Origin of the sequence: Actinosynnema sp. NPDC050436 (genome assembly GCF_040655415.1) — a bacterium.
GTDB lineage: Bacteria > Actinomycetota > Actinomycetes > Mycobacteriales > Pseudonocardiaceae > Actinosynnema.
In genome coordinates this window covers 305,109-331,188 of sequence record NZ_JBFAJV010000003.1, presented here as the reverse complement: position 1 = coordinate 331,188, position 26,080 = coordinate 305,109, and the positions used below count along the sequence as shown (strand labels likewise).

The 26,080-nt window shown below is 71.3% G+C and carries 27 protein-coding genes and 1 tRNA gene; 16 read left to right on the top strand and 12 right to left on the bottom strand.

Translation table 11 applies throughout. The annotated features are described in order from the left end of the window. Positions 1 to 9: 9 nt before the first annotated feature. Together AB0I60_RS09995 and AB0I60_RS09990 are read right to left on the bottom strand one after the other, a co-directional pair. A complete protein-coding gene (locus AB0I60_RS09995; protein ID WP_360727364.1) occupies positions 10 to 822 on the bottom strand; it encodes a MaoC/PaaZ C-terminal domain-containing protein in 813 nt (270 codons plus the stop codon). Next, positions 822 to 2,171, bottom strand: a complete 1,350-nt coding sequence (locus AB0I60_RS09990; RefSeq protein WP_360727363.1) for a 3-oxoacyl-ACP reductase — start codon at positions 2,169 to 2,171, stop codon at positions 822 to 824. The genes AB0I60_RS09995 and AB0I60_RS09990 overlap by 1 nt, the downstream gene beginning before the upstream one ends. 85 nt (positions 2,172 to 2,256) lie before the next feature. Here AB0I60_RS09990 and AB0I60_RS09985 point away from each other — a divergent pair, with 85 nt between their 5' ends. Beyond that, positions 2,257 to 3,534 carry an acetyl-CoA C-acetyltransferase gene (locus AB0I60_RS09985; RefSeq protein ID WP_360727361.1) on the top strand — a complete coding sequence of 426 codons (1,278 nt, stop codon included), beginning with the start codon at positions 2,257 to 2,259 and terminating at the stop codon, positions 3,532 to 3,534. 51 nt (positions 3,535 to 3,585) lie between these two features. Here the strand turns inward: AB0I60_RS09985 and AB0I60_RS09980 are convergent, their stop codons facing one another. Continuing rightward, positions 3,586 to 4,212, bottom strand: coding sequence for an SIMPL domain-containing protein (locus tag AB0I60_RS09980; RefSeq protein ID WP_360727359.1), 627 nt, complete (start codon positions 4,210 to 4,212; stop codon positions 3,586 to 3,588). 174 nt (positions 4,213 to 4,386) lie between these two features. Between AB0I60_RS09980 and AB0I60_RS09975 the strand changes: the two genes are divergently transcribed. From AB0I60_RS09975 to AB0I60_RS09960, 4 genes are all read left to right on the top strand, one after another. Continuing rightward, positions 4,387 to 5,580, top strand: coding sequence for an ATP-binding protein (locus tag AB0I60_RS09975; protein WP_360727357.1), 1,194 nt, complete (start codon positions 4,387 to 4,389; stop codon positions 5,578 to 5,580). Positions 5,581 to 5,796: 216 nt separating this feature from the next. Beyond that, entirely contained in the window at positions 5,797 to 5,943 is a 147-nt protein-coding gene (locus AB0I60_RS09970) for a hypothetical protein (RefSeq protein ID WP_015105690.1), read from the top strand. 450 nt (positions 5,944 to 6,393) lie between these two features. Continuing rightward, positions 6,394 to 6,768, top strand: a complete 375-nt coding sequence (locus tag AB0I60_RS09965; protein WP_360727355.1) for an NYN domain-containing protein — start codon at positions 6,394 to 6,396, stop codon at positions 6,766 to 6,768. 44 nt (positions 6,769 to 6,812) lie between these two features. Next, positions 6,813 to 7,238 (top strand): Imm1 family immunity protein, encoded by a 426-nt coding sequence (locus AB0I60_RS09960; protein ID WP_360727353.1) that lies wholly within the window; start codon positions 6,813 to 6,815, stop codon positions 7,236 to 7,238. Between the two features lie 221 nt (positions 7,239 to 7,459). Here the strand turns inward: AB0I60_RS09960 and AB0I60_RS09955 are convergent, their stop codons facing one another. Both AB0I60_RS09955 and AB0I60_RS09950 read right to left on the bottom strand, forming a co-directional pair. Continuing rightward, complete coding sequence (locus AB0I60_RS09955) at positions 7,460 to 7,726, bottom strand: type II toxin-antitoxin system RelE/ParE family toxin (protein ID WP_360727351.1); 267 nt, start codon at positions 7,724 to 7,726, stop codon at positions 7,460 to 7,462. Between the two features lie 3 nt (positions 7,727 to 7,729). Continuing rightward, the gene (locus AB0I60_RS09950) at positions 7,730 to 7,981 is read right to left on the bottom strand and encodes a type II toxin-antitoxin system Phd/YefM family antitoxin (protein WP_360727350.1); all 252 of its coding nucleotides are present in this window, start codon (positions 7,979 to 7,981) and stop codon (positions 7,730 to 7,732) included. A 113-nt stretch (positions 7,982 to 8,094) separates the two neighbouring features. Between AB0I60_RS09950 and AB0I60_RS09945 the strand changes: the two genes are divergently transcribed. From AB0I60_RS09945 to AB0I60_RS09930, 4 genes are all read left to right on the top strand, one after another. Continuing rightward, on the top strand, positions 8,095 to 9,936 hold the full coding sequence (locus AB0I60_RS09945; protein ID WP_360727349.1) for an NHL domain-containing thioredoxin family protein: 1,842 nt from the start codon (positions 8,095 to 8,097) through the stop codon (positions 9,934 to 9,936). A gap of 36 nt (positions 9,937 to 9,972) precedes the next feature. After that, complete coding sequence (locus AB0I60_RS09940) at positions 9,973 to 10,266, top strand: co-chaperone GroES (protein ID WP_360728518.1); 294 nt, start codon at positions 9,973 to 9,975, stop codon at positions 10,264 to 10,266. A 795-nt stretch (positions 10,267 to 11,061) separates the two neighbouring features. Continuing rightward, the gene (locus AB0I60_RS09935; protein ID WP_360728517.1) at positions 11,062 to 12,798 is read left to right on the top strand and encodes a VanW family protein; all 1,737 of its coding nucleotides are present in this window, start codon (positions 11,062 to 11,064) and stop codon (positions 12,796 to 12,798) included. A gap of 60 nt (positions 12,799 to 12,858) precedes the next feature. Further along, on the top strand, positions 12,859 to 13,647 hold the full coding sequence (locus AB0I60_RS09930; protein WP_360727347.1) for a DUF1206 domain-containing protein: 789 nt from the start codon (positions 12,859 to 12,861) through the stop codon (positions 13,645 to 13,647). A gap of 51 nt (positions 13,648 to 13,698) precedes the next feature. Here the strand turns inward: AB0I60_RS09930 and AB0I60_RS09925 are convergent, their stop codons facing one another. Both AB0I60_RS09925 and AB0I60_RS09920 read right to left on the bottom strand, forming a co-directional pair. Beyond that, positions 13,699 to 15,537, bottom strand: a complete 1,839-nt coding sequence (locus AB0I60_RS09925; protein WP_360727345.1) for an acyl-CoA dehydrogenase — start codon at positions 15,535 to 15,537, stop codon at positions 13,699 to 13,701. A gap of 113 nt (positions 15,538 to 15,650) precedes the next feature. Continuing rightward, complete coding sequence (locus tag AB0I60_RS09920; RefSeq protein ID WP_360727344.1) at positions 15,651 to 16,274, bottom strand: response regulator transcription factor; 624 nt, start codon at positions 16,272 to 16,274, stop codon at positions 15,651 to 15,653. A 212-nt stretch (positions 16,275 to 16,486) separates the two neighbouring features. On the opposite strand from AB0I60_RS09920, the gene AB0I60_RS09915 reads away from it, so the two are divergent. Together AB0I60_RS09915 and AB0I60_RS09910 are read left to right on the top strand one after the other, a co-directional pair. Continuing rightward, positions 16,487 to 16,933, top strand: a complete 447-nt coding sequence (locus tag AB0I60_RS09915) for a MarR family transcriptional regulator (RefSeq protein ID WP_360727343.1) — start codon at positions 16,487 to 16,489, stop codon at positions 16,931 to 16,933. Next, positions 16,930 to 17,331, top strand: a complete 402-nt coding sequence (locus AB0I60_RS09910; RefSeq protein ID WP_360727341.1) for a DUF5313 family protein — start codon at positions 16,930 to 16,932, stop codon at positions 17,329 to 17,331. The genes AB0I60_RS09915 and AB0I60_RS09910 overlap by 4 nt, the downstream gene beginning before the upstream one ends. Before the next feature lie 559 nt (positions 17,332 to 17,890). Here AB0I60_RS09910 and AB0I60_RS09905 read toward each other — a convergent pair. The 3 genes from AB0I60_RS09905 to AB0I60_RS09895 all read right to left on the bottom strand — a co-directional run bounded on the left by AB0I60_RS09905 (position 17,891) and on the right by AB0I60_RS09895 (position 19,761). Then, positions 17,891 to 18,478, bottom strand: coding sequence for a Uma2 family endonuclease (locus AB0I60_RS09905; protein WP_360727339.1), 588 nt, complete (start codon positions 18,476 to 18,478; stop codon positions 17,891 to 17,893). Positions 18,479 to 18,799: 321 nt separating this feature from the next. Next, entirely contained in the window at positions 18,800 to 19,375 is a 576-nt protein-coding gene (locus tag AB0I60_RS09900) for a Uma2 family endonuclease (RefSeq protein WP_360727337.1), read from the bottom strand. Between the two features lie 315 nt (positions 19,376 to 19,690). Further along, a tRNA-Gly gene (locus tag AB0I60_RS09895) sits at positions 19,691 to 19,761 on the bottom strand. Between the two features lie 38 nt (positions 19,762 to 19,799). Between AB0I60_RS09895 and dcd the strand changes: the two genes are divergently transcribed. Continuing rightward, positions 19,800 to 20,381: a dCTP deaminase gene (gene dcd, locus AB0I60_RS09890; protein WP_360727336.1), complete on the top strand. Its 582-nt coding sequence runs from the start codon at positions 19,800 to 19,802 to the stop codon at positions 20,379 to 20,381. A 35-nt stretch (positions 20,382 to 20,416) separates the two neighbouring features. Here the strand turns inward: dcd and AB0I60_RS09885 are convergent, their stop codons facing one another. Continuing rightward, complete coding sequence (locus AB0I60_RS09885; protein ID WP_360727334.1) at positions 20,417 to 21,439, bottom strand: cation diffusion facilitator family transporter; 1,023 nt, start codon at positions 21,437 to 21,439, stop codon at positions 20,417 to 20,419. Positions 21,440 to 21,560: 121 nt separating this feature from the next. Between AB0I60_RS09885 and AB0I60_RS09880 the strand changes: the two genes are divergently transcribed. Continuing rightward, positions 21,561 to 21,941, top strand: a complete 381-nt coding sequence (locus AB0I60_RS09880) for a phage holin family protein (RefSeq protein ID WP_360727332.1) — start codon at positions 21,561 to 21,563, stop codon at positions 21,939 to 21,941. Positions 21,942 to 22,059: 118 nt separating this feature from the next. On the opposite strand, the gene AB0I60_RS09875 is transcribed toward AB0I60_RS09880, so the two are convergent. Beyond that, entirely contained in the window at positions 22,060 to 24,291 is a 2,232-nt protein-coding gene (locus tag AB0I60_RS09875) for a (Fe-S)-binding protein (RefSeq protein ID WP_360727330.1), read from the bottom strand. Positions 24,292 to 24,421: 130 nt separating this feature from the next. Between AB0I60_RS09875 and AB0I60_RS09870 the strand changes: the two genes are divergently transcribed. Genes AB0I60_RS09870 through AB0I60_RS09860 form a run of 3 tightly spaced genes read left to right on the top strand, consistent with a single transcriptional unit; the run spans position 24,422 to position 25,870 of the window. After that, the gene (locus AB0I60_RS09870; protein ID WP_360727329.1) at positions 24,422 to 24,754 is read left to right on the top strand and encodes an SMR family transporter; all 333 of its coding nucleotides are present in this window, start codon (positions 24,422 to 24,424) and stop codon (positions 24,752 to 24,754) included. Further along, a complete protein-coding gene (locus AB0I60_RS09865; protein ID WP_360727327.1) occupies positions 24,735 to 25,274 on the top strand; it encodes a TetR family transcriptional regulator in 540 nt (179 codons plus the stop codon). The genes AB0I60_RS09870 and AB0I60_RS09865 overlap by 20 nt, the downstream gene beginning before the upstream one ends. 23 nt (positions 25,275 to 25,297) lie before the next feature. Then, positions 25,298 to 25,870: a hypothetical protein gene (locus tag AB0I60_RS09860; protein WP_360727326.1), complete on the top strand. Its 573-nt coding sequence runs from the start codon at positions 25,298 to 25,300 to the stop codon at positions 25,868 to 25,870. Positions 25,871 to 26,080: the final 210 nt, after the last annotated feature.

Below are 26,080 nucleotides of genomic sequence, written 5' to 3'. Positions count from 1 at the left end.
ACCCCGGCGTCAGCCCTGGAGCACGCCCTCCAGGTGCGGGCGGCTCGACCACAGCGCGAATTGCCACCCGTCGCCCGTCGGGGAGGCGGAGAAGTCGACCTGCCCCGGCAGCGCGATCGGGGCCTTGAAGCGCACGTCGACCGCGCACGCGCCCGGCACCCTGCCCTCGAACGCCGCCACGCACCGCGCCTTCGACCACATCCCGTGCGCGATCGCCCGGGAGAACCCGAACGCGCGGGCGGTGAGCGGGTGCAGGTGGATCGGGTTCCGGTCGCCGGACACCGCCGCGTACCGCCGCCCGGTGTCGGTCGGCAGCCGCCACCGGCCGGTCGGCGCGGGCGGTTCCGGGCGGTCGCCGGGCACCTCGCCGGACAGGCCGGACGTCCCGCCGTCCCGGCGGAGATATGTCGACACGTCGACCCAGACCTCCTCGCCGTCGACCGTCACCGTCGCGCGCACGTCGAACTGCTGCCCGCGCTCGTGCGGGCGCAGGTCCGCCAGCGCCACCCGCACGTCCAGCGGTTCGCCGGCGAGCAGCGGCCGGGTGCGGGTGATCCGGTTCGCCACGTGCACCAGGCCCGGCAGCGGGAACGGGAAGTCGCGCCCGGCCATCAGCTCGATGCCCGCCGGGAACGCCAGCACGTGCGGGTAGGTCAGCGGCAGCTCGTCGCCCACCCCGAACCCGCAGACCCGGTTGTACGCCGCGAGGTGCGCGCGGTCGACGGTGACGCGGAACGACTTCGCGGTGGTCGGCAGCCCGGAGTCGCGCCGGGCGAACGCGGTCAGCGCGGCCTTGGTGTAGAGCCAGGTCAGGTTCGCCATCACGCGCCCAGCAGGCTCTGCCCGCAGACCCGCACGACGGTGCCGTTCACGCCCGCCGACGCGGGGTGCGCCAACCAGGCGACGGCCTCGGCGACGTCCACCGGCAGCCCGCCCTGCGACAGGCTGTTCATCCGCCGGCCCGCCTCGCGGATCACCAGCGGCACGGCGGCGGTCATCCTGGTCTCGATGAAGCCGGGCGCGACGGCGTTGGCGGTCGCGCCGGTGCCGTCGAACTGCGCGGCCAGCTCCTCGACCATGCCGATCACGCCCGCCTTCGTGGTGGCGTAGTTGGTCTGGCCGACGTTGCCGGCGATGCCCGCGATGGACGACACGCCGACCACCCGGCCGCGCGGGCGGAGCGCGCCGGAGTCCACGAGCGCCTGGTTGAGCCGTTCCTGGCAGGCCAGGTTGACCTGCACGACGGCGTCCCAGCGGTCCGCGTCCATGCGCCCGAGGGTCCGGTCCCGGGTGATGCCGGCGTTGTGCACGACGACGTCCACACCGCCGTGCCGCTGGACCAGGTGGTCGACGATCCGCGCCGGCGTGTCGGGCGCGGTGATGTCGAGTTGGATCGTCGAACCGCTCACCCCGTTGGCGACGGCGGACAGCGCGTCGCCCTGGCCGGGCACGTCCAGGCACACGACGTGCGCGCCGTCGCGGGACAGGACCTCGGCGATGGCCGCCCCGATGCCCCGCGACGCGCCGGTCACCAGCGCGACCTCGCCCGCCAGCGGCGCGGACCAGTCGGCGGGCACCTCGACCGGGCCCGCGCCGATCCGGACGACCTGGCCGGACACGTAGGCGGACCGGCCGGACAGCAGGAAGCGGAGGGTCGACTCGACGTTGCCCTCGGCACCTTCTGCCACGTGGACGAGCTGGGCGGTGCCGCCGCGCTTGAGTTCCTTGCCGACGCTGCGCGTGAAGCCCTCCAGCGCGCGCTGGGCCGACCGGGACACGGCCGACGCGGGCGGCGTCCCGAGCACCACGACCCGTCCGCACGGCCCGAGCGAACGGATCACCGGGTGGAAGAACGCGTGCAGCTCACGCAGGTCCTCGACCCGCTCGATGCCGGTCGCGTCGAAGAGAAGGGCAGCGGGCCGCTCGGAGACCTCGGCGGCGGTGCCGGGAGCAGCCTCGGCCCCGGGTGCCGCGACGACGTCGAGGCCGATCGACTCCAGCGTCGTGCGGACCGGGTCCACCAGTCGTCCCCGGCCGCCGAGCAGCACCGGGCCGTCCAGTGCCGGTCCGGTGGGCGAGTGCCGGCGCAGCGGGTACGGGTCGGGCAGGCCGAGCTTGCCGACGACGAACCGCCCGAAGCCGGACCGGGCGAAGGACTGGTAGCGATCCATGCGGACATCACACTCCTTACCGCGTAGTAAGTCTACTGGCGAGTAGGTAATATTGCCGGCACCACGCCCGCACCTGGAGGACGCCATGGCCGACATCCGGAGGGTCGCCGTCCTCGGCGGCAACCGCATCCCCTTCGCCCGCTCCAACGGCCCGTACGCGACGGCGTCCAACCAGGACATGTTCACCGCCGTGCTCGACGGGCTGGTCAGCCGCTTCGCGTTGCAGGGCGAGCGGCTCGGCGAGGTGGTCGCCGGCGCGGTGCTCAAGCACAGCCGCGACTTCAACCTGGTGCGGGAGTGCGTGCTGGGCAGCAGGCTGTCCGCCGAGACGCCCGCACATGACCTCCAGCAGGCGTGCGGCACCGGGTTGCAGGCCGTCGTCGCGGTGGCGAACAAGATCGCCCTCGGGCAGGTCGACTCCGGCATCGCGGGCGGCGTCGACACCGCGAGCGACGCGCCGATCGGCGTGAACGAGGGCCTGCGCGGGGTGCTGCTGGAGTTCAGCCGCGCCCGCACCGCCGGTGCCAGGCTCAGGGCGGTGGCCAAGCTGCGCCCCGGCCACGTCGTGCCGGACGTGCCGCGCAACGGCGAACCGCGCACGGGCTTGTCGATGGGCGAGCACGCCGCCCGCACCGCGCGCGAGTGGGACATCGCCCGCGAGGACCAGGACGCCTTGGCCGCCGCCAGCCACCGCAACCTGGCCGCCGCGTACGACCGGGGTTTCTTCGACGACCTGGTGACGCCGTTCCAGGGCCTGGTGCGCGACCAGAACCTGCGCCCGGACTCGTCGGTCGAGGAGCTGGCGAAGCTCAAGCCGGTGTTCGGCCGGGGCGAGGGCGCGACCATGACGGCGGGCAACTCGACGCCGTTGAGCGACGGCGCGTCCGCCGTCCTGCTGGCGAGCGAGGAGTGGGCGGCGGCGCGCAACCTGCCGGTGTCGGCCTACCTGACGTTCACCGAGACGGCAGCGGTCGACTACGTGCACGGCGGCGAGGGCCTGCTCATGGCACCCGCCTACGCCGTGCCCCGGATGCTCGCGCGGGCCGGGCTGTCCCTGGGCGACTTCGACTTCTACGAGATCCACGAGGCGTTCGCGTCCCAGGTGCTGGCGACGTTGAAGGCGTGGGAGGACGCGGACTTCTGCAAGGAGCGTCTCGGCCTGGACGGCCCACTCGGCACGGTCGACCGCGCCAAGCTGAACGTCAACGGGTCGTCGCTCGCGGCGGGCCACCCGTTCGCGGCGACCGGCGCGCGGATCGTGGCCACCCTGGCGAAGCTCCTCGCCCAACGCGGCTCGGGCCGGGGCCTGATCTCGATCTGCGCCGCCGGCGGCCAGGGCGTGACGGCGATCCTCGAACGCTGACCGCCGGAGCGCGGACCGGCGGCTCCGCCCGGCCGCCGGTCCGGCGGGGCGCTAGCTGAGCAGGACCCAGGTCGCGGTGCAGCGGACCGTCACGACGATCTGCTGCGCCTCCAGGTTCAGCTCGTCCATGCGCGGCGCTTCGCCCACCGAGCCGCCGTAGGCCGCCATCGCACGTCCGGGGGACGCCTCCGACGTCCACGCCTCGCCGTCGCCGTCGGAGAGGCGCAGCAGCGAGCCCAGGCGACCGCCGATCGCCTCCGCGTAGCCCTCGGCCCGTCGCCGGTTGTCCGCCACGGCCTCCCGCTGCGCCTCGCGGATCGCGTCGGCGTCGTCGGCGAGTTGCCAGTGGGGGCCGTTGAGCCACGTGGGTTCGGCGGCGACCAGCGCGGCCAGCAGGTCGTCCAACTGGGTCAGGTCGTTCACCCGCAACACGTACTGCTGGGCCGCTCTGCTGCCGGCCCGCTGCTGACCGTCCCAGTTGTCGTGCACGTCCAGCCGGCGCGACCGCACCTCGACGCCGGGGCGCTCCATCGCCGGTTCGACCGAGGCGACGCGCGTGGTCAGCAGGTCCACCGCCTCGTCGCGGGTGGAGCCGACGGTCTCGAAGTTCACCTGCACCTCGGCCCGGTCGGCGGTGCGCTCGACCTTGCCGGTGCCCTTGGTCACGACTTCAGCCACGTCGCCAGCCAACCCGTCGACCGCTCCATCCGCAACGATAAGCAAATCTAGCCTGTTCACTAGACGGCCCGATACACCGCGACAGACGAGCCGCCGCACGCGATGGACGACCCGGTGGGCGGCGACACGCGCCGAGTATTGGATCGGTCGTAGACACCTCGATACCGTCCGAGGATGGACCCGGTCCGCAACCCGTTCGCCCCCGGCGCGGGGCAGCGCCCGCCCGAGCTGGCCGGGCGGGGCAAGGAGCTCGGCGCGTTCGACGTCGTCCTGGAACGGGTGGCGCGCGGGCGGCCTGAGCGCAGCCTGGTGCTCACCGGCCTGCGCGGGGTGGGCAAGACCGTGCTGCTCGGCGAGCTGCGGTCGATGGCGGGCAAGCGCGGGTGGGGCGCGGGCAAGGTCGAGGCACGACCCGAGGCGGGGCTGCGCCGTCCGCTGTCCGCCGCGCTGCACCGGGCGATCCGGGACCTGGCCGTGCGGCACCGCGCCCCCGACCGGGTGGAGTCCGTGCTCGGGGTGCTCAAGGCGTTCGCGCTGCGCGCCAACCCCGACGGAGCGAAGCTGCGCGACCGCTGGCAGCCGGGCATCGACGTGCCCGCCGCGCAGGGCCGGGCCGACTCCGGTGACATCGAGATCGACCTCGTGGAGCTGTTCACCGAGGTCGCGGAGCTGGCGCAGGACGTGGGCACGGGCGTCGCGCTGCTCATCGACGAGATGCAGGACGTCCCGCCGGACGACATCTCGGCGCTGTGCGCGGCCTGCCACGAGCTGTCCCAGTCCGGGGCGCCGCTGGTCGTGGTCGGCGCCGGGCTGCCGCACCTGCCGGCCGTGCTGTCGGCGTCGAAGTCGTACTCGGAGCGGCTGTTCCGGTACGTGCGGATCGACCGGCTGTCGCGGGAGGACGCCGACCGGGCGGTGCTCGCGCCCGTGGAGCGGGAGGGGGCGGGCATCGCGGACGAGGCGCTGGACGCCCTGTTCGACGCCTCCGGCGGCTACCCCTACTTCATCCAGGCGTACGGCAAGGCGGCGTGGGACGCCGCGCCCGCCGACCCGATCACGCCGCTGGACGTGGCGGTGGCCGCGCCGGAGGCGGACGCGGAGCTGGCGGTGGGGTTCTTCGGGTCGCGGTACGAGCGGGCGACGCCCGCCGAGCGGGAGTACCTGCGGTCGATGGCGGAGCTGACCGACGGCAAGGACGCGGGCGTGAACACCGCGCAGGTGGCCGAGCACCTGGGGCGCAAGCCGTCCTCGCTGTCGCCGGCGCGGGACAGCCTCATCAAGAAGGGCCTGGTCTACAGCGCGGAGCGGGGCCGGATCGCCTTCACCGTGCCGCACTTCGGGCGCTTCCTGCTGGGGCGCGAGGACTGATCGCCGACCCTCCGGCCCCCGGCGCGCGGGCCGGCCGTCGTGCTGTCCGGCCAAAGTGGGTGTCTGTCAGGCGAATCGCAGGGGCTCTCCAGGTGACGACCGGAGATTCATCGGCATGTGCCCCACCTCACCGGATAATCGGGTGATTTCCAGGCGGCGAGGGTGCATACTTGAGGCACACCACCGAGGAACACCGCTGAGAGGGATGAACACCCCATGAACTTCACTGCGAAGCTCCGCGCTCGTCGTGTCGAGGCTCGCAACCGCAAGGCTGTCGCCCGTGCGATCGAGATGGCGCCGACCCCGGCGATGCGTCACGAGCTGATGGCGATCGCCCAGTCCCAGGTGACCACCCTCCGCTGAACCTCCGCGTCGCGGCGGCAACCCGATCGACACCGGGTACACGCCCCGCTGCCTCGACGCGCGTGGCGAAGGGGGAACGTCGGAGGCCCTGTCGCACCTCCCGCGCGACAGGGCCTCCGACTGTTGTCGAGATGTTGAAACGTGATCTGCGTCTCACCTGGTAGGTGATGTAACAGTCCACGATCGTGTCTCGATGTTCTTGGTGACCCCGCGATGCTGTCGGACCCCCGACCTGGCAGCACCGCGGGGTTTCCCATTTTTTCCCCCGACTGCTCTTCTAGGACATGTCCGGACTACTTGGACGTGGCAGAGCCGGTCCAGGTGTCGTCCTGTCTACGGGCACGCCTCATCATCACTATCCCCCTGAATGTGTCTTGTCCCCCATGGACACCATCCATGGTGCCATCGGGGTACGACAGTTTTTTGAAGGTTTGCTGAGAGCATGGGCCGATGAGCCTGCCGCTCTTGGTGGTTGACGCCGCAAATGTCATCGGATCCGTGCCCGACGGGTGGTGGCGCGACCGGGCCGGCGCGGCGGAAAAACTGCGGAACTCGCTGGTGGAAGTGGGTGCGCAGGGGGTGCCCGGGTTCACCGGCGGCCCGGTCGAGGTGGTGCTCGTGGTGGAGGGCAGGGCCCGCCACGTGCAGTCCGTCCCGGGCGTCCGTGTGGTCTCCGCCACGTCCTCCGGAGACGACGCGATCGTCGCCGTCGTCCGCGCCGAGTCCACCGGCCGCCCGACCGCCGTCGTCACCGCCGACCGCGAACTCCGCCGCCGCGTGACCGAACTCGGGGCGTCGGTCCTGGGCCCGCGCTCGATCCGCTGAGGTCCCGCCGTGCAAAAATCCCACCCCGAACAGCGGGGGGCGGCATGAGCATCAAAGCGACCTGGGACGTGTACGACCCCGAGGGAAGTCCCGCGCTCGACTCGATGGAAGTCCACGCGCCCGATGACGTGGCGCTGCTCGTGACGCGCTTGAGCGGCCTGCACGTGGCGGGCGGAACGCTCGTGCACACGAAACGCCCGGAGATCGTCTCCCCGTACAGCGGCGAGGTCGTTCCCGACCACGTCCTGCAAGTGTTGGTGAACGGCGGTTTCGGCTACGTGCACTTCCACAGCCCCGAGCACGTCTCATGTTCGCCGGTGGGTGATCCGGATTCCGGGTTCCACCACTACGAGTACACCGACTTCGAAGCGGGCAGCGGCCTGCCCCTCCCGCTGTTCACCCGACTCCTGACCGAATTCCTCGCCACCGCCGAACGTCCCACCTGTGTCACGTGGCGAAACCCGGACTGACAACCCGAACGGTCCCGGCGGCGGAATAGCACCCTCCGGTATCAGCCCCATTTCTCCACAGCGTGGTCGAAGCGTGCGGCAGACCTCGCGGCCGGCCTGCGGACAGGGCTTGCGAAGTCGCTCAAGGGCGGCAGGGTTCGCTCAGGGAGCTGTGCGGCAAGATCGTCCTGCTCGACTTCTGGATCTTCTGCTGCCAGTAGGTCAGCTTCTCCAAACCGGGTTCAGAGCTTTCGGTAGACCTCGCGGCGATGTGCCACTCGCACGACCGTCACCAGAACCCTGGAGTCTTCGACCTGGTAGATCACCCGGTGGTCGCCGATCCGGATGCGCATCACGCCTGCCGGCTGACCCGTGAGCGGGCGGCATCCCGGTGGGCGGGGATCGGTTCCCAGGGCCGTCACCGCCAGCGCGATCCTGCGTCCGGTCTGCTTGTCGAGCTTGTGGAGCTCCCGCAGGGCGGAAGCCGTCCATTCGATCTCGTACGACACGGGTCAGGCGTCACCGAACTCGGCGAGCACGTCGTGGTGGGGAACTCTTGGTTCGGCAGAGGCCAGCGCCTCCCGTGCCGCAGCGAGATCGGCCTCGTCCTCGGCCGCTTCGAGTCGCCTGAGGTCGTCGATGGAGACGACCGCGGCAACCGGCCGGCCGTGCCTGGTCAGCACAGCGCGTTCGTGTGCGTGCTCGACCCTGGAGACGACCTCGCCGAGCTGGTCCCTCGCTACGCTGATCGGCATCTCACTCATGTCCCAAATTGTACAAAACGGGGAGAAAGTCGGGAAGCTCCAGACGCTTCCGGCCGTCGCCCACATCCTGGACGGCGAAATACCGATGCGTGGGCATCGTGTTGACTCCGGATGTGACGACCGCTCAACGCCGCCGTGCCCGTGTTCGCGCCCCCGAGCTGGTCGGGCGGGGCTGGCTGAACACCGGTGACCAGGAGATCGCGCTCAAGGAGCTGCGCGGCAAGATCGTCCTGCTCGACTTCTGGACCTTCTGCTGCATCAACTGCCTGCACGTCCTCGACGAACTGCGCCCGCTCGAAGCCGAGTTCGCCGACGTGCTGGTCACCATCGGCGTGCACTCGCCGAAGTTCGTGCACGAGGCGGACGCCGACGCGCTCGCCGCCGCCGTGGAGCGGTACGAGGTGCACCACCCCGTGCTGGACGATCCGGAGCTGACCACCTGGCAGAACTACGCCGTCAAAGCCTGGCCGACGCTCGTCCTGGTCGACCCGGAGGGGTACGTCGTGCACGTCGCCGCCGGTGAGGGGCACGTCGACGCGTTGCGCCGGATCGTCTCCGAGCTGGTCGCCGAGCACGACGCCAAGGGCACGCTGCACCGGGGCGACGGGCCGTACGTGCCGCCCGCGCCGGCCGGCACCGAGCTGCGCTTCCCGGCGAAAGCCCTGCTCACGCCCACCAACACGCTGCTGGTCAGCGATTCGGCCCACCACGGCCTGGTCGAGCTGGACCTCGACGGCGAGACCGTCCTGCGGCGCATCGGCACCGGCGAGCGCGGTCGCCGCGACGGGCTCGAACCGACGTTCTCCGAGCCCGCCGGGCTCGCGCTGCTGCCGCCGCACGTCGCCGACGCGGTCGGCTACCACGTCGTCGTCGCCGACACGGTCAACCACCTGCTGCGCGGGGTGAACCTGGACACCGGCCTGGTCACCACCGTGGCCGGCACGGGTGAGCAGTGGCGCGGCGGCGAGACCGGCGGGCCCGCGCTCGGCACCCTGCTCACCAGCCCGTGGGACGTGGCCTGGTGGGAGCCCGCCGGGGGCGTCGTGGTCGCGCTGGCCGGCAACCACACGCTCGGCCTGTTCAAGCCCCTGGAGGGCCGCTTCGAGCGGTTCGCGGGCACCACCGTCGAGGGGCTCGGCGACGGGCCGTTCGCCGACGCCTTCTTCGCGCAGACCTCGGGCCTGGCCGCCGACGGCGACCGCCTGTGGCTGGTGGACTCGGAGACCTCCGCCCTGCGCCGGCTGGAGGGCGGTCGGGTGCACACCGCCGTGGGCCGGGGCCTGTTCGACTTCGGCCACCGGGACGGCGCCGCCGACCAAGCGCTGCTGCAACACCCGCTCGGCGTGGCCGTGCTGCCGGACGGCTCGGTCGCCGTCGCGGACACCTACAACGGCGCCATCCGCCGCTACGACCCGTCCACCGGCGAGGTCGAGACCCTGGCCACGGACGTCGCGGAACCGTCCGACGTGCTGTTCGTGGACGGCGACCTGGTCGTCGTGGCCTCCGCCGCGCACCGCCTGGAGCGGCCCGTCGCCCCCGGCCGGCAGGTCGTCGGCGAGGCCCACCAGGTCCGCCGCCCGCCGACCCCGCTGGCACCCGGCGAGCTGGAGCTGACCGTCGTGTTCACGCCGCCGGCCGGGACCAGGCTGGACGACCGCTACGGCCCGTCGACCCGCCTGGAGATCACCAGCTCACCGCCGGAGCTGCTGGTGGAGGGCTCGGGCGTGGGCACCGACCTGACCCGGACCCTGCGCGTCGCGGAGGGCTTCGCCGAGGGTGTGCTGCACGTCGTGGCGCAGGCGGCGAGCTGCACCGACGACCCGGCCGTCGAGCACCCCGCGTGCAAGCTCACCAGGCAGGACTGGGGCGTCCCGGTCCGCATCACCGAGGACGGGCCCCGCCGGCTGCCCCTGGTGATGGGCGGGCTGGACGAGGGCGTCACGAGCGCCACGTAGACTCTGCCGGTGCCCGATGTCAAGCTTGAGATCCAGATGCTGCACGACCGCGTCATGGTGCGGATCTCCCCGGAGGACGGTGAGCGCCGCAGCAGCGGTGGCATCGTGATCCCGGCGACCGCGCAGATGGCGAAGCGTTTGGCCTGGGGCGACGTGCACGGCGTCGGCACGAGCGTGCGCCACGTGAAGGTCGGCGACCGGGTGCTGTTCAACCCGGAGGACCAGTACGAGGTCGAGGTCCAGGGAGCCACCTATTTGGTGCTCCGGGAGCGGGACCTGCACGCGATCGCCAGCGAGCGGTCGGACCACGGGACCGGGCTCTACCTCTGAGCCGCCCACACAGTTGATCGACACCCGGAAGTGATCGACGCGTGACGCCGGTCGGGTAAGCAGTCCCGGGGACTTGCGACAGAGGCAAGAGGGGGAGCGGTGCCGGAGAACCAGCGACCGGAGTACGACGCTGAGCGGACCAGGGCGTTCGAGCCCGTCCGCCCGTCGGGCACCGCTTCGGAGCGCACGACGCAGATCCCGGCGTCCTCGGTCCAGGAGGCGGCGTGGCCGACCGAGGAGGCGTGGCCGCAGGAGGAGCCGGACGAGCCCGCTGCGCAGTCCCCGGCGACCACCGCCCCGCACCCGCCCGGGACGCCGCAAGGACCGGCGACGCCCGCCCGGGGCAAGCCGTCGCAGGGCTCGCCCGCGACGCCGACCCCGGCGTCCGGCGCGGCGCAGGTCCCCGGCGCGGCGCAGGGGGCAGCCGCCGACGCGCAGTCGTCCGCGCCCACGGTGCGCAACGTGCCGCCGTCCGAGGCGACCCGCATCCTGCCCGACCCGTCGGCGCGCGACCTCGCGCCGAAGCCGGACGCGATCACGCACAAGCTGACCCCGCCCGCCGAGCCCGCGCGCCCGGCCGAGCCGTCCCGGTCCCCGGTGACACCGGCCGAGGAGACCCGCGCGATCCCGGTCGACGCCACCCGCGCGCTGCCCGCCGACGAGACCCGCGCGATGCCGGTCGACCCGCCGCGCGGGACGCCGGCGGACGACCCGCGCAACCCCAGGCCGTCCGAGGAGACCACGGTCTTCGCCAGCCCGGTGCCCGCGTCCGAGGCCACCGTGCACGGCCCGGTCATGGTGGACGAGGAGGCGGCGGCCGAGGAGACCGACCAGCGCCGCCGGAGCCGCCGCAAGCTGCTGGTCGTCGCGGCGTCCGTGCTGGGCCTGCTGGCCGTCCTGTACGGCGCGGACATCGCGCTGTCCAGCGGGAACGTGCCGCGCGGCGTGACCGTGGCGGGCGTGGACGTCGGCGGGTTGAGCCACAGCGCGGCCGAGCAGAAGCTGCGCGACCAGATCGGCCCGAGGCTGGCCCAGCCGGTGACCACCCAGGCCGGCGACGTGGCCACCGAGTTCGACCCGAAGGCCGCCGGCCTGGAGCTGGACTGGAACGCCACCCTGGACCGCGCGGGCGACCAGCCGCTGTCCCCGGTCACCCGGGTGACCTCGTTCTTCACCTCGCGCGAGGTCGGCATCGCCACCCGCAGCGACGCCGCCAAGCTCACCGCCGCGCTGGAGGCGCTGCGCGCCAAGACCGACCACGAGCCGGCCGAGGGCACCATCCGGTTCGAGGGCGCGAGCCCGGTGGCCGTGGACCCGAAGCAGGGCCAGAAGCTCGACGTGCCGGGCGCGTCGGAGAAGCTGCTGGCGTCCTGGGCGGACGGCGGCACGGTCGAGCTGCCGGTCGGCACCACCCCGGTGAAGACGACCAAGGAGGGCGTCCAGAAGGCGCTCGAAGAGGTCGCCAAGCCCGCCACCGCCGCCCCGGTGCTGGTCAAGGGCGAGGGCAAGGACGCGACCCTCACGCCCGAGCAGCTCGCCGCGACCCTGGTGTTCGAGCCCGCCGAGGACGGCGGCCTGACCGCCAAGGTGGACAACGCCAAGGTGGTCGAGGCGGCCGGCCCGCAGCTCAAGGACACCGAGAAGGAGGGCAAGGACGCCGAGATCGTGTTCGACGGCGGCCGGCCCGTGGTGAAGGAGTCCGTGGACGGCCTGGGCATCGACTGGGAGAAGTCCCTGGCGACCTTCCTGGACGTGCTCAAGAGCCCGCAGCCCCGCGAGATCAAGGCCGAGTACAAGCACACGCCCGCCAAGGTCACCACCGAGCAGGCGAACAAGATGGGCATCAAGGAGGTCATCGGCGAGTTCCAGACCGGTGGCTTCGCCGGCGACTCGGGCACCAACATCCGGGTGGTCGCGGAGAAGGTGAACGGCGCGATCGTGAAGCCGGGCGAGACGTTCTCGCTCAACGACTACACCGGCCCGCGCGGCACCGCCCAGGGCTACGTCGAGGCGGGCATCATCGAGAACGGCGCACCGGGCCGCGCGGTCGGCGGCGGCATCTCGCAGTTCGCCACCACGCTGTACAACGCGGGCTACCACGCGGGCATGAAGGACGCGGGCCACAAGGAGCACAGCTACTGGATCTCGCGGTACCCGGCCGGCCGCGAGGCGACGGTGTTCATGGACGGCGCGGGCAACAGCCTGATCGACATCAAGTTCACCAACCCGGACGACACGGGCGTCGCCATCCAGACCATCTGGACGCCGTCCACGATCAAGATCGTCCTGTGGGGCACCAAGAACTACGACGTGTCCGGCTCCACCAGCGAGCAGACGAACTTCACCGACCCGAACGAGATCAAGAAGACCACCCAGCCGTGCGTGGCCAGCGCCGGCGCGCGGGGCTTCACGGTCACCGACACGCGGACGGTCAAGGACCGCCGCACCGGCCAGTCCCGGTCCGAGTCCCGCACGGTCCGCTACGACCCGTCGCCGAAGATCGTCTGCGAGGCCCCGCCGCCCGCCGGCTGACGGGCGACCGGTTGGGGCTGGTCACGAGCGGGTAGTCACCCGATCGTGAACGTCCATGAGGTGAGACGCCACCCGGCCGTGCAGGTGTTCGGCCGGGCTGGGATGGTGTGCTACGGGCTGGTGCACGTGCTGCTGGCCGTGTTGACCGCCCAGGTCGTGTTCGGCGACAGCGGCGAGCGGACCGACCAGAAGGGCGCGGTCGCCACGCTCGCGGAGACCGGCTTCGGGCCGGTGCTGCTCTGGGTCGTGGCGGTCGGGCTGTTCGCGTTCGCCGCGTGGCAGCTCGTGATGGCGGTGTCGGGCTACCAGTGGGTGCCCGAGGGCCGCAAGAGGCTCACCCGCCGGCTCGGGTCGGTGGGGCGCGCGATCACCGGCGTTGCGATCGGTGTCGCGGCCGTCGGGTACGCCGTCGGCGACTCGCAGTCCGACTCGAACCAGCAGTCGCAGTCGTGGACGGCGAAGGTGCTCGCCCTGCCGCTGGGCCAGGTGCTGGTGGGGGTCGTGGCGCTGGCCGTGATCGCCCTGGGCGTGGTGGTGGCGCGCAAGGGCGTGAAGAAGAAGTTCGAGGACGACCTCGACATGACCGAGCTGCCCGCCGCCACCCGGCGCTGGGTCGAGCGGCTGGGTCGCATCGGGTGGATCGGCAAGGGGATCTCCTACGCCCTGATCGGCGTCCTGGTCGGGTTCGCGGCGATCGACGCCGACCCGTCGCAGTCCGGCGGCCTGGACAAGGCGCTGCACACGCTGGCCGCGCAGCCGTACGGGGTGTTCCTGCTGGCCGTGATCGCGTTCGGGTTCCTGGGTTTCGGCGCGTACTGCTTCGCCGCCGCCCGCGCGCACAAGGTGTGACGACGCGGAGGGGGCGGCACCCCACCGGGTGCCGCCCCCTCCGCGTCGCGGTCAGAACGAGGCTTCGTCCACGTCCATCAGCGAGTTGTCGGTCGTCTCCGCGATCTTGCGGCGGGCGGAGAGCTCCGGCAGCACGGACTTGGCGAAGAACGACGCCACGGCGACCTTGCCCTCGTAGAACGCCTTGTCCCGGGTCGAGACCGGGCCGTCGAGCTTGGCCAGCGCCACCTCGGCCTGGCGCAGGAGCAGCCAGCCCACCAGCACGTCGCCCGCCGTCATCAGCAGCCGGACGGTGTTCTGGCCGACCTTGTACAGGTTGCGCACGTCCTCCTGCGCGGTGGTCAGGAAGCCGATCAGCGCGCCCACCATGCCCTGGAGGTCTTCCAGGGCCTGCTTGAGCAGCGCCCGCTCCTCCTTGAGCCGCCCGTTGCCGCCCTCGTTGTCCAGGAAGCCCTGGATCTCGCCGTTGAGGAAGCCGAGCGCCTGGCCCTTGTCGCGGATGATCTTGCGGAAGAAGAAGTCCAGCGACTGGATGGCGGTGGTGCCCTCGTACAGGGAGTCGATCTTCGAGTCCCGGATGTACTGCTCGATCGGGTACTCCTGCAGGAAGCCCGACCCGCCGAGCGTCTGGAGCGACTGCGCGAGCTGCTCGTAGGCCCGCTCCGAACCGACGCCCTTGACGATCGGCAGCAGCAGGTCGTTGACCTTCTCGGCCAGCTCCCTGCCCTCGCCGCCCAGGGCGATCCGGTCCTGGAACGTCGCGGTGTACAGGTAGACCGCGCGCAGGCCCTCGGCGTAGGACTTCTGGAGCATGAGCGAGCGCCGCACGTCCGGGTGGTTGGTGATGGCCACGCGCGGGGCGGTCTTGTCCGTCATCCGGGTCAGGTCGGCGCTCTGCACCCGCTCCTTGGCGTAGGACAGCGCGTTCAGGTAGCCGGTGGACAGCGTGCCGATGGCCTTGGTGCCGACCATCATCCGGGCGTACTCGATCACCTGGAACATCTGCGCGATGCCGTCGTGCACCTCGCCGAGCAGCCAGCCCCGGGCGGGCACGCCGTGCTGGCCGAAGGTCAGCTCGCAGGTCGTGGAGACCTTCAGGCCCATCTTGTGCTCGACGTTGGTGACGAACGCGCCGTTGCGCTCGCCGGTCGACTCGCCGGTCTCCGGGTCGAAGTGCCACTTGGGCACCAGGAACAGCGACAGGCCCTTGGTGCCCGCCTTGGCCTCGATGCCGGGGCCCTCGGGCCGCGCCAGCACCAGGTGCATGATGTTCTCGGTCAGGTCCTGGTCACCCGAGGTGATGAACCTCTTCACGCCGTCGAGGTGCCACGTGCCGTCCTCCTGGAGCACGGCCCTGGTGCGGCCGGCACCCACGTCGGAGCCGGCGTCGGGCTCGGTGAGCACCATCGTGGCGCCCCAGCCGCGCTCGATCATCAGCTCGGCCCACTTCTTCTGCTCCTCGGTGCCGTTGCGGTGGACGACCGTGGCGAAGCTGGGGCCCGCGAGGTACATGTAGACGGCCGGGTTCGCGCCGAGGATCAGCTCCGACGCCGCCCACTGCACCGACGGCGGGATGCCGAAGCCGCCCAGCTCGTTGGGCAGCGACAGGCGGTACCACTCGCCGTCCCAGATGGCCTGGTAGGACCGCTTGAAGGACGCGGGCAGCGTGGCCGAGTGCGTCTTCGGGTCGAACACCGGCGGGTTGCGGTCGGAGTCGGCGAACGAGTCCGCCAGCGGACCCACGGCCAGGTTGTTCAGCTCGGCGAGCACGCCGCGCGCGGTGTCCTCGTCCGCCTGCTCGAACGGCCCCGTGCCGAGGTGGTCCTGCACGTTGAAGACCTCGAAGAGGTTGAACTCCAGGTCTCGGACGTTGCTCTTGTAGTGACCCATCTCGTCTCACTCCATGAAAATCGGGACGGTCCGCTACTGACCGGTAACAACAGGGTATTACCTGTCAGTAACCCCGGCAAGGCCGGCCACCCGGATGTGGCGCGCGAGACGCGTCACCGCATGTTGCTGCTGAGCAGTCCGGCCTGGTAGGCGAGCGAGACGGCGTGCGTGCGGTCCCGTGCCCGGAGCTTGCGCAGGATGTTCTTGACGTGCGTGCGGACGGTTTCCACCGAGACGTACAGCTCGTTGGCCACGGACTGGTTCTCCAGCCCGTCCGCGATGAGCTGGAGCACCTCGTACTCCCGCCGCGACAGCGCGCGCCGCGACCCGGCCTCGGCGGTCGGCGTGAAGCCGGCGGCCAGCGGCGCGAGCGTCGGGTCCAGGTACATCCGCTCCTGGTGGCCGCGCACGATCGCCTGGAGCACCTCGCCGATCTCACCGGCCCGGGGCACCATCCCGCGCACGCCCGCCGCCAGCGCCGCGCGCACGTACTTCGCGGTCCGGTGCGGCTCGCGGACCAGCGAGATGACCACGAGCTGCGGGTCGTTGCCGACGAGCAGGGTCGCCAGGTGGCCCTGCGGGTCGAGCACCGAGTCGACCAGCAGCACGTCCGGGCGGAGCCGCTCGTGCAGGCGGACGGCCGTGTGCAGGTGCCCGGTCGAGCCGAGCCAGTGCAGCCCCGGCGTCCGGCGCACGACGGCCGAGAGGCCCTCGCGGAACAGCGGGATGGGGTCCACCAGCGCGATGCCCGGCCCCTGGACATGCCGACCAGCGCCCACCCCGGGGGACGGACGCGCGTTGACACCGGTTCGCATGTGGGTAGGAGTCGTGGAACGCGCGGACATGACGGAGTTTCGCAGAAAAACTTCGGGTATGTGCGGTGGCCCACCCTCCCGCACGACCCGAACCGCCCGCCGAAGCCCACGCCCGCGGTGTAGTGTGGGTACTAATGATTAGTGCACAAACCATCGAGGGCGACCCGCTGGCCCTGGACCGGCAGGTCTGCTTCGCGCTCTCCATCGCGTCCAGGAACGTGGTGGCCCTCTACCGGCCGCTGCTCGAACCCATGGGCCTCACCCACCCCCAGTACCTGGTGATGCTGGCGCTGTGGGGCCAGGAGCCGCTCTCGGTCAAGGAGCTGGGCCGGCTGCTCGCACTGGAGCCCGCAACCCTGTCACCGCTGCTCAAGCGGCTGGAAGCCATCGGGTACCTGACGCGCGGGCGGGCGTCCTCCGACGAGCGCCAGCTCGCCGTGGCGCTGACCGAGGAGGGCGCGGCCCTGCGCGAACGCGCGCTGGCCATCCCCCCGGCCGTCGTGGAACGGCTCGGGATGACGCTGGCGGAACTCGAAGACCTGCACCGGGTGCTGACCCGGGTGATCGCGGCGACGTCATGACGACACCACCCGTGCCCCTGCGGGCCTGGTACCTGGTCGGCGGACGCCTCCCGCTGAAGTACCGCGACTGGGTCTTCCACCAGGCCACCAAGCCGACCTGGCTGGCGTGGTTCGTGGTTCGAGCGTTCCTCCAGGTCCTCCCGCTCACCGCGCTGATCACCCTGGCCCTGGTGTGGGGCCTGGGTTCCCCCCTGCCGCTGGCCTTGGCGTGCGGCTCCCTGGGGTTGGTGGTCGGCGTGTACTTCGCGGTGTCGTACGCGATCGAGTCGACGGACCACCGGATGACGAAGTACGGCTACCCACGGGCGTCGGCCAGCACGTTCCGGAAGGAGCGCAACACGGAAACCGACCAAGAACGCGAACGCCGCTACAACGAGGCGTGGCGCCAACAGGACTGACGCATGTATGCGGAAGTCCACCACCGCCACCTGTCACACCCGTCGCACTCGGCGCTCAACCGGCAGCTTCCCCCGAAACCCGACCCCGGCTGGTAGCCGAGCCGGAGGTGCCATCCCGATCTCCCGCCGGCCTGCCCGTCCGGCGAGGACGTGCTCTTGGTCCACGCCGGACGCGCGACGACCACGCTCTACCCGATCACGACAAAGCCCAAGTCACCCGACTTGCCGCCGCCTGGACCTGGCCACCCGATCGCCGGTCCGCTGCGTGCCGGATCAGCGGTGCTGCCGCCATCGGGCTTGCAGTACGCGTTGATCTGGTCGTTGATGCACTTGCTCGCCACCGAACCGCCTGCGTCGGACCGCCTGCCCCCGAGCCGCTCGCCACTCGCTGAGCGGGTGTCGGGAATCGAACCCGCCTCTACCGCTTGGGAACCTGGCAGGGACCTTGACCTGTGTTGGATTCGGAGCACGAACATCCCGAGTCGACCGCTGCTGATCGAGGCTTGTCGCACACGGGTCACACGGCGTTCGGCTTCGCCCGATCCGGTCGGGGCGGTCCCTAGGGAACCAGATCGGCCAGGTCGAGGGGCACGGGAACGGGGCCGGGCAGCACGGTTCCGGTGTCACCGCCACGCGGGGGCGTGGGTGTGCGGTCCCGATAGCTGCCGCCTACCAGTTCATAGGCGCGTACCGTGGCGGCTCGACGAATGGCGTGCATCTCCACGGTCCACAAGTAGGGCACACCAGCGATGGCGTACCCGGCCACCTTGGTCTCCCGTTCGTGCGCACTGTTGCCCGGCGACCACACTTCGACAGCCAGCACCAGAGCTGACGCGGGGAAGCTGGTCGTCGTAGGAGGCGTGTTGAGCAGAGCGACGTCCGGGATCAACGCAGTGCGGATCGCGGTGGAGATCTCGACACCCACTCCGGTGACCGCATGCAGCCTGTCGTTCCCCTCCGCCGCACGCCAGAGAGCGCGGTAGAGAGCGCCCAAGGCGTACTGGTGGGGACCGCCAGGTGGAGGAGACACGTGGTAGTAACCCCAGATCAACTCAAGCCGTGACCCGTCGTCCGGGTGCTCGGCGACGCGCCATGCCTCAACGGTGTGCGGGCCGAGGGGGTGTGCGAGATCGGTTGCAGCGGTCACGCGGTCACCTCGCTTCCGGCTCGTCGTCGTTCCCGAGTATCCCACGTCTGTGCTCGGCGGGGCCGAGCGATTACTCCCGTGCTGCTCATCCGGCCTCCGCCCGGTGACGGGCTTCAACAGGAGGGCTTCGGATCGAGGACTGGAGCAGGCGTGCCGAGGGCGATGACGACGGCACGGTTGGCCGCCAGGCCCGAACACGACGAAGGCCCAGGTCGATGTCTCCGACCTGTGCCTTTGCGCTACGAGCGGGTGACGGGAATCGAACCCGCCTCTACAGCGCGGCAATTCTGAAAGGTGTCGCGTTGCAGAGATCCACCGGGCTCAGGACCTGGGCCGGCGTGAGCCGATCAAGTCGGCGGGGTCGACCGTCACCGTCATCCCGCCGGGGACGTCAGCCGTCCCCGCGGTACCGGCCCGGAGGGTCGCTACCTCCACGTACACGTCCTGGTCCAGCCGGTAGCAATAGACGACCGGACCGTCCGTGCCTCCGATCTCGACCCGCCAGAAGGCAGGAACCCCTGCTGCGGCGAACGCAGCGGGCTTCTCCAGCCGATCACGACGCGCCGTGGACGGACTGACCACTTCGACCGCAAGTGCCACCAATTCGACGGCGACCACGGGGGTGTTCACCAACTCCGTGCACACAACCAGGTCCGGGATGTAGCCCAGTCCTGGTGCGATGCGCACGCCGACCGCTGTAACAGCCTCCATGCCGCTGTCCGCAACCGCGTCATCCAGTAGCCGGCACAGTCGATCCGCGACACGCTGGTGTGCGACGGCAGGAGCGGCGTTCACGACGAACCGCCCGTCGACCAACTCGACGCGGTGGCCCTCGGCAGGTTCAAGGCGCTCCCAATCATCCAACGTGTAGCCGGCCAGGCGGCGTGCACTGGTCATGGGTCTCGGCCTCCGGGATACAGCGTGGCGACGCGCGTTCGAGGAGGACCCGTCGACCTGCGTTGTGGATCATACCGAGCAGCCCCCGCTCCGGCGGGGGACGGGCGTGTCCCGGTCGAGTCCGACATCAGGGCGGATCACCCCCGCTCGCGCGGGGAAGACTGTGCACAACCGTATCCCATTCGGGGGTCGGGAGTCGGGCGAAGCGCTGTCCCCATAGCCGCGATCCTGCTCCTGACCTCGGCCTCCGCTCCGGCTTGCCCGAGCACGACGAAGGCCCAGGTCGATGTCTCCGACCTGGGCCTTCGCGCTACGAGCGGGTGACGGGAATCGAACCCGCCTCTACAGCTTGGGAAGCTGTCGTTCTACCAATGAACTACACCCGCGTGCGGTGCGGGTCCGATCATACACATAGGCTGGGGTCGTGTTGTTGAGTGACCGCGATCTTCGCAAAGAGGTCGACTCGGGCCGGCTGGTGCTGGAGCCGTTCGACGACGTCATGGTGCAGCCCTCCAGCATCGACGTCCGGCTCGACCGGTTCTTCCGGGTGTTCAACAACACCCGGTACACGCACATCGACCCGGCCGTGCAGCAGGACGACCTGACCTCGCTCGTCGAGGCCGAGGACGGGGAGCCGTTCGTCCTGCACCCCGGGGAGTTCGTGCTCGGGTCGACGTTCGAGCTGGTCACCCTGCCCGACGACCTCGCCGGGCGGCTGGAGGGGAAGTCGTCGCTGGGACGGCTCGGGTTGCTCACGCACTCGACCGCCGGGTTCATCGACCCCGGGTTCTCCGGGCACATCACGCTCGAGCTGTCGAACGTCGCCAACCTGCCGATCACGCTCTGGCCGGGGATGAAGATCGGGCAGCTCTGCCTGTTCCGGCTCAGCTCGGCGGCCGAGTTCCCGTACGGCTCCCAGCAGGCCGGGTCGCGGTACCAGGGGCAGCGCGGGCCCACGCCCTCGCGGGCGTACCTGAACTTCCACCGGACCGACACGCGGCGCTGAGAACACCCACGCCCGGTGTCGGGAGTCCCCCGCGATCAGAACACCTCGCCGTACCGGGCCAGCACGCGTTCCCTGAGCTGCGGGTCCGTCCTGGGCACCGGCTCCAGGAACACCTCGTCCAGGTCCGACCACCTCGCCCTCAGCTCGCCGTCGATGCGCACGCACGCCCGTTCCAGGTCCGCCGCGGACAGGGCGTCGTCGAAGTCGAGCCGCGCGCACAGCAGGACCCGGTCCGTGCCGACGGCCATCGTCAGCAGGTCGACCACCTGCTCCACCTCGGGCACCTCGCGCAGGTAGTCCCACACCGCCTTCACCAGCTTCGGGTCGGCCTGCCGCCCGATCAGCAGTCCCCGGTTGGTGCCCGCCAGCACGTACGCGCAGAACGCCAGCAGCACGCCGATCAGCAGCGACGCCACGCCGTCCCACACCGACGAACCCGTCAGGTGGTGCAGCCCCAGCCCGCCGAACGCGAGCAGCAGGCCGACCAGCGCGGCCGAGTCCTCGAAGAACACCGTCTTCACGGTCGGGTCGTCGGAGACCCGCAGGAACGCGACCACCGAGCGCCCCTCCTCCCGCGCGCCGCGCCGCACCTGGCGGAACGCCTGGGTGAACGACACCGACTCCAGGGCGAACGCGATCGCCAGCACCACGTACCCGACGCCGGGGCTGCTCTGCTCGCTCGGCTCGCCGAACACCGTGTGCACGCCCTCGTAGAACGCGAACACCGCGCCCGACACGAAGATCGACACGGCGGCCAGCAGCGACCAGAAGTACCGGTCCTTCCCGTAGCCGAACGGGTGGCGGCGGTCCGCCGGGCGCTCGGACCGGCGCAGCGCGGTGAGCAGCAGGCCCTCGGTGAACGTGTCGGCCACGGAGTGCGCGGCCTCGGCGAGCATCGCGGCCGACCCGGTGATCGCGCCGGCGATCGCCTTCATGATCGCGATGGCCAGGTTCACCGCCAGGGCCAGCAGCACGGTGAGCGTGCTCTCCCCGCCCTTGGGCGTCTCGCCCTGGGACGTCTCGGCCGGGGACGTTCCCGCAGCGCCCGTGGAAGTCATGGTCCGACCGTAAATCCACGACCGCGCGGGCGCGCGTTGCGGAACCAGCGGCGCAGCCGCGTCGCCGCGCGGGTGTCGCGCCTGCCCCGATCGGAGCACCGGCGGGACTAGCCTGCGCGGCATGGGCTTTCTGGTGCAGGTGCTGTTGACCGCGGTGGCGGTCTGGGTCTCCACGGTCATCCCCGGCATCGACCTGGGTGACGGCTCGACGCCGGCGAAGGTCGGCACGCTGCTCGGCGTGGCGCTGCTGTTCGGCCTGGTCAACGCGGTCGTGAAACCGGTGGTCAAGTTCTTCGGCTGCGTCTTCTACATCGTCACGCTGGGCCTGATCGGGCTGGTGGTCAACGGCCTGATGTTCTGGCTGACGGGCTGGACGGCGGAGCGGCTCGGCCTGCCGTTCCAGGTCACCGGCTTCTGGCCGGCCTTCTGGGGCGCGATCATCGTGGCCCTGACCAGTTGGGTGCTCAACCTGGTCTACGACCGGATCGCGGACGGCGACTGACCCACCCCCCACGCCGCGCCGCCCCCACAACGAGCCGCACGACACGACGAGGCCCCCTCCGCCAAGTGGCGGAGGGGGCCTCGTGGACCGCGTCCCGGCGGCCCGGGTCGTCAGCGGATCACGCCTCGGCGGTCTCCGGTTCGGCGGTGGCCGGGGTGCCCTGACCCCGGCGGACGGCGGTGAGCAGGAGCTGGGCCACGTCCACCACCTCGACGTGCGCGCCCGCCTGGCCCTCGTTCTGCCGGGCGGTCACGCCGTCGGTGAGCATCACGCGGCAGAACGGGCAGCCGGTGGCGATCTTCGACGGCGCGGTGCCCAGCGCCTCGTCCACGCGGTCGACGTTGATGCGCTTGCCGATCCGCTCCTCCATCCACATCCGCGCGCCGCCCGCGCCGCAGCACATCGACCGGTCGCCGTGCCGGGGCATCTCGCGGAGGTTCGCGCCGGACGCGCCGACCAGCTCGCGCGGGGCCTCGTAGACCTTGTTGTGCCGGCCCAGGTAGCACGGGTCGTGGTAGGTCACGTCCTCGGTGACCTCGGCGACCGGCACCAGCCGGCGCTCGCGCACCAGGCGGTTGAGCAGCTGGGTGTGGTGCACGACCTCGAACTGGCCGCCGACCTGCGGGTACTCGTTGGCCAGCGTGTTGAAGCAGTGCGCGCAGGTGACCACGATCTTGCGGCGGCCGGGTTCGCGGCCCTCGAACACCGCGTTGAGCACCTCGACGTTCTGCTGGGCGAGCATCTGGAACAGGAACTCGTTGCCCGCGCGCCGCGCCGGGTCGCCGGTGCAGGTCTCCTCCGGGCCGAGGACGGTGTAGGAGACGCCCGCCGTGTGCAGCAGCTCGGCGACCGCGCGGGTGGTCTTCTTCGCCCGGTCCTCGAACGCGCCCGCGCACCCGACCCAGAACAGGTACTCGGTGTCGCCGAGGTCGCCGTCGAACACCGGCACGTCGAAGTCCAGGCCCTCGGTCCACGCCAGGCGGTCCTTGGCGTTCTGGCCCCACGGGTTGCCCTTGTTCTCCAGGTTCTTGAACATGCCGCCCAGCTCGGACGGGAAGTTCGACTCGATCAGCACCTGGTAGCGGCGCATGTCGACGATGTGGTCGACGTGCTCGATGTCCACCGGGCACTGCTCGACGCACGCGCCGCAGGTCGTGCAGGACCACAGCACCTCGGGGTCGATCACGCCCAGCTCCTGCGCGCCGCCGATCAGCGGGCGCTCGGACTCGGCCATCGCCAGCACGTCGATGGACTCCAGGCGCTTCTTGTAGTCCTCGTACTTGTCCTCGGTGAGGCCGACCTCGTCGCCGGCCATGTCCCGGCTGCCGCCCGCGAGCAGGTACGGGGCCTTGGCGAACGCGTGGTCGCGGAGCTGGGTGATCACCAGCTTGGGGGACAGCGGCTTGCCGGTGTTCCACGCCGGGCACTGCGACTGGCAGCGACCGCACTCGGTGCACGTGCTGAAGTCCAGCCAGCCCTTCCAGGTGAAGTCCTCCACCTTGCCGACGCCGAACGTGTCCTCGTCCGGGTCGGCCTCCTCCAGGTCGAGGACCTTGCCGCCGCTCATCATCGGCCGCAGCGCGCCCAGGGCGACGCCGCCGTCGTCCTCGCGCTTGAAGTAGATGTTGAAGAACGCGCTGAAGCGGTGCCAGGCCACGCCCATGGTCAGGTTCTTGGCGACGACGACCAGCCAGAGCATGGCGGACAGCAGCTTGACCACCGCCATGACCGACACCCAGTCGGGGTTGTCCGGCAGCAGGTGGCTCAGCGGCAGCGTCACGAACGACGACCACAGCGGCATGTCCTCCAGGCCGGAGGAGAGCTTGAACGCCTTCACGCCGAGGATGCCCAGGCCCTCGACGATGACGACCGCCTCCACGAAGTACGCGGCGCGGAAGTCCGAGCCCGCGAACCGGGACAGCCGGTCGGCGCGGCGCGGGTGGTTGAGCTGGCGGATCACGGCCAGGGCGACGCCGCCGACCACGGTGCCGATGCCGAGCAGCTCGACCACCAGGCCCCACACCGGCCACGCGCCGATGACCGGCCAGTGGAAGGACGGGTCGAACACCTCGCCGTACGCCTCGAACAGCGCGGCGGAGCCGATCAGGAAGCCCCACATCACCATCCAGTGCCAGGGGGCGACCTTCCGGAGCTTGGCCATCCGGGTGTGCGCGACGAACTCCACGACGAGGGTGCGCAGCCGGGGCCAGAACGGGCCGTTGCGCGTCGCGTCGGGCTGACCCAGCCGGATGGTCCGGACCATCCGGGCCACGCCGGCCACGAACAGGCCCCAGGCGTACACGCTGACGGCGACGCCGACGGCGCCGAGTGCGAGCTGGAGGGCTCCCATGTGGTGGCGGCCTTTCTCGTCCGGTCTCCTGGGTGGGCACACTACGCCCGACTACTCACGGGTAACCACCTGAGCGTGGCCGATCACATAAACTAGTGGGACACCTGTCCCACTAGTCGGAGGCGCTCCGGTGGTCTACCTGCTGCTCGCGCTGGCGATCGTCGGCGAGGTCGCCGCGACCGTCTCGCTCAAGCTGTCCGAGGGCTTCACCCGGCCGTGGCCGATCGTGGTGGTGGTCGTCGGCTACCTCGTGGCGTTCACCTCGCTCGGGTTCGTGCTCAAGCTCGGGATGCCGATCGGCGTCGCCTACGCGATCTGGTGCGCGTTCGGGATCGCCGCCGTCGCGGCCGTCGGCGTGGTGCTGTTCGAGGAACCCCTCAGCCCGTTGATGATCGGCGGGCTGGTGCTGGTCGTGCTGGGGGTCGTGGCGATCGAGCTGGGCAGTGGTCAGACCACCGGCTGACGGGCGGCGGGCGCGCGGGGAGCGCCGACGGCGGGAACTGCTCGCGGCGACGCTGCGGGTGATCGAGCGCGAGGGCGTCTCGGGCGTCTCGCACCGGTCCGTCGCGCGGGAGGCCGGCCTGCCGTCGTCGTCGTCCACCTACTACTACGCGACCCTGGACGACCTGCTGATCGCCACGCTCACCTGGTCGGCGCGCGAGATGGCGCTCGGGTTCGGCGCGGTCAAGCCGACGCCCGGTTCGGTGGCCCGGTTCCTGGCCGAGGCGGTCGGGCCGCACCGGGGCCGCACGCTCGCCGAGTACGAGCTGTACCTGCTCGCGGCCCGCCGCCCGGAGCTGCGGCCGGCGGCGCGGCGGTGGATCACGCTGCTGTCGTCGGTGTTCGGCACCATGCAGCCGGCCGCGTTCCTCGGGTTCGTGGCCGCGCTGGACGGGCTGCTGATCCAGGGGCTCATCGCGGATTTCCCCCCAACGGCCGAACAGTTGGAGCCGGTCGTGTCCCTTCTGATGCCTCCCCGATGACCTTCGCGCGGGACACTGGTGGCATGAGGTTCGCCGGACGTGAGTCGTGGCAGGTGTCGCACGGGACGAATCACTCGGTCAACACCGCGCTGTTCCTCCGGGACACGCTGGCGCTCTCGGTCGACACGGTGCCCGAGCTGCCCGGCCTGGACCCGTCGGTACCCGTGTTCGTGCCGCCCGGCGTGGACCGGGCCGGCGCGGCCGAGGAGTGGCTCGGGTGGTGGGCCGACGTGCTCGACCACGCCCGGACCGAGCAGGCCGCGCCGACGCCGGTCGACCCGGACGGGCCGTCGCTGGGCGCGCGGCCGTGCCTGCGCGCGGCGGTGATCGCGCTGCGCGGCCCGGCGGCGGAGTACGAGCGGCTCCACGCCGGCCGGTCGCCGGGCGCGCTGCCGATCGGCGAGGTGGTGCGCGGGGTGGAGAACCGGCTCGGCCGGTACGTCAAGCCGTTCCGGCTGGCCATCACGGCGGTCTCGGTGCAGGGCCTGGTGTGGGAGCGGATGACCGGGTCGCACGTGATCGCCTCCGACCGCTTCCTCAACGACCCGGCCCGCTGCGCGCCCGCCCTGCGGACCGTGGTCGAAGACCTGGCCTGACCCGCCCCGCACCGCCCCGTCCCGCCCCGGCTCGACCCGCCTGCCCGCCGCCGCCGTCGTGCAGTACCGCGCCCTCTGTCGCCTGCCCGCCGCCGTCGCGCGGTGCGGCCGGTTCGTCGAGCGCTGACGCGCGTCGCTGACAAACGGGGTAGGGACAGCCCCCGTATCCGGTCGGGGGTCTCCCCCGTGGGCCGGGTGTACCCCGGGCCT